General features: G+C 36.9%; 3 protein-coding genes and 1 pseudogene. 1 reads left to right on the top strand and 3 read right to left on the bottom strand.

Annotated features, from left to right (window positions below; genetic code table 11):
• From ACR2F7_RS11405 to ACR2F7_RS11395, 3 genes and pseudogenes are all read right to left on the bottom strand, one after another.
• Positions 1 to 306, bottom strand: a pseudogene (locus ACR2F7_RS11405) (ABC transporter ATP-binding protein); the annotation flags it as partial.
• A 64-nt stretch (positions 307 to 370) separates the two neighbouring features.
• Positions 371 to 610: a hypothetical protein gene (locus ACR2F7_RS11400; protein WP_432713689.1), complete on the bottom strand. Its 240-nt coding sequence runs from the start codon at positions 608 to 610 to the stop codon at positions 371 to 373.
• An 88-nt stretch (positions 611 to 698) separates the two neighbouring features.
• The gene (locus tag ACR2F7_RS11395) at positions 699 to 1,418 is read right to left on the bottom strand and encodes an SOS response-associated peptidase (RefSeq protein ID WP_432713688.1); all 720 of its coding nucleotides are present in this window, start codon (positions 1,416 to 1,418) and stop codon (positions 699 to 701) included.
• Between the two features lie 237 nt (positions 1,419 to 1,655).
• Here ACR2F7_RS11395 and ACR2F7_RS11390 point away from each other — a divergent pair.
• On the top strand, positions 1,656 to 1,989 hold a 334-nt coding region (locus tag ACR2F7_RS11390), incomplete at its 3' end, for a metallophosphoesterase (protein ID WP_432713687.1).

Below are 1,989 nucleotides of genomic sequence, written 5' to 3'. Positions count from 1 at the left end.
TTGCTTCAGACCGTCATTAAAAATGCCCATACCAAATTTAGCAACAGCTTTTCTGGTCATATATTCTTGTATGGCCTTAAAGAGTTTTGCAACAACGGCAATACCCAAAGCGATAATTAGCCAGTAACTTACTTCAGCAATGAGTTGACTTTCATTCAGGTTATTTTTATTGGTGGAGTAGTCGTCAATGATGCGTCCGAAGATCACCGGATCCAGGAGGTTTAAAAATTGTGCAAGTCCGGCTAAAACAAGGGAACTTGCAATCAATAAACGATGTGGTTTAAGATATTTCCATAAAATCTTCATATAGTAGAAATACCATCAAGGATGATGCCTACATTACCAGGTTATCATTCATATGAATCGTGGGTTAAGGCTTGCATATAGAACAGGCTCCAAAACCATTCGCTATAGCTGCCTTTTTGGTAGTTTGATAAGCACTTTTTCTTAAATAGCGACAGCCATTTTTATGATATTTACTTCCTGTCCGTGTAGTATAAACTGTAACTTCTTTTTTAGAAACAATGAAGATCTCTGAAAAATAATTACTGAAAACTGGAGATGCAAAAAGGCTTAACCCAATCAGTAAGGAGTAGAAAATTCTTTTCATTTATAATGTTATTTGTAAATGTAAGATATTTCTCGAAAAGAAATAGATTAAATCATGCAGACTGAAAGAAGAAAAGAGAATGTATTGTTTAATAGAGTGTTAGCTGAATAGGGGTGGCTTGCGTAGTTACAGGTAAAATTAACTCAGACTTATTGTTAACCAATCCTTTAAAAACCGTGCTGTTTACATCAGTACTCACCTTATGGGCTTCCATTTGTTCATCCGCATAAGGTAAACATAACTGCAAAAGGTCCTTGGCCGATAGTTCTTTGTTTAGCCATAACTTTTCAGCATTCCTATCAAGGATCACTGGCATTCTTAACTTTGGGGCATGGATTTTTCCTACAAGCTCATTAGCCTGGGTAGTCAAAATCGTGAAGGAGCGGTAAATTTGGGTTCCAGCTGCATTCTTCCATTGCGACCAGAGACCCGCAAAAGCAAATACGTCACGATTGTTGAGGCTAAAATAGTAGGGTAGTGGCTTTCCTGATTTCTTATCCCATTCATAAAATCCATCCGCCAGTACCAAGCAGGTTTTATGCTTTTGAAGTAAAGGGGCAAATGTTTTTTTATCAGGTAGCTCTTCAGAACGTGCATTGAGTGTGCTCAGGTTTAGCTTCGTATCAGCTGCCCAATAAGGAACAAGACCAAAGTGCATCTTTTGAGCTATTCCCGGTTCATCTGCTGTGATGACCAAACCTTCTTGTGTTGGTGCAAGATTATAGTTAGGAACAAATTCAGGCATTTTAACGTTATAGGCGTGTAGAATTGATTCCTGTTTTTTAGTGAGGGTATAGCGCGAGCACATAAAGGTTATTTGCGGGTTAAACAAATATAAACAATCTTTAATAAGTTACCTTTCAAGAACGGAGCGTTTTCTTTTAAATAGAGCATGTTTGGCTTTATAAATCATTATATTTGATTTAATCAACACTCGCTCTCATGTCTCAACAAATTATTCTCAAACAATCTTTTTTGCTTTTCGAACCCATCAAACTGGAATCGACTAATTAATTATTATTTCTTTCACCTATAACCTTAAAAAATGAAGATCATTACAATAGGGGATATTCATGGTCGTGATTTTTGGAATAACGTCCTGCAAGAGCAAATGGATACCCTTGTATTTATAGGCGATTACTTCGATTCCTACAATCAGGCCATTAGCGCTCCAAAAGAAATCGAAAACTTTGAGAAAATCCTTAACCTTAAAAGAGATAATCCCAATATGGTAAAGCTGCTGATCGGCAATCATGATTTTCATTATTTATATGGAATTGAAGATCGATATAGCCGATACCAGCGGAGCTTTGCCCGGGAAATTTCCAGCGTACTTGAAAGTGCTTTAGATGCCATGCAAATGTGTTATGTCTACAAAG

It is taken from the genome of Pedobacter sp., from assembly GCF_045628745.1.
Taxonomy (GTDB): Bacteria; Bacteroidota; Bacteroidia; order Sphingobacteriales; family Sphingobacteriaceae; genus Pedobacter.
This window is presented reverse-complemented; position numbering and strand designations above follow the sequence as displayed.

Coding starts and splice junctions, on each gene's coding strand:
- ACR2F7_RS11400 (WP_432713689.1), bottom strand. CDS start 610: ATGAAAAGAATTTTCTACTCCTTACTGATTGGGTTAAGCCTTTTTGCA.
- ACR2F7_RS11395 (WP_432713688.1), bottom strand. CDS start 1,418: ATGTGCTCGCGCTATACCCTCACTAAAAAACAGGAATCAATTCTACAC.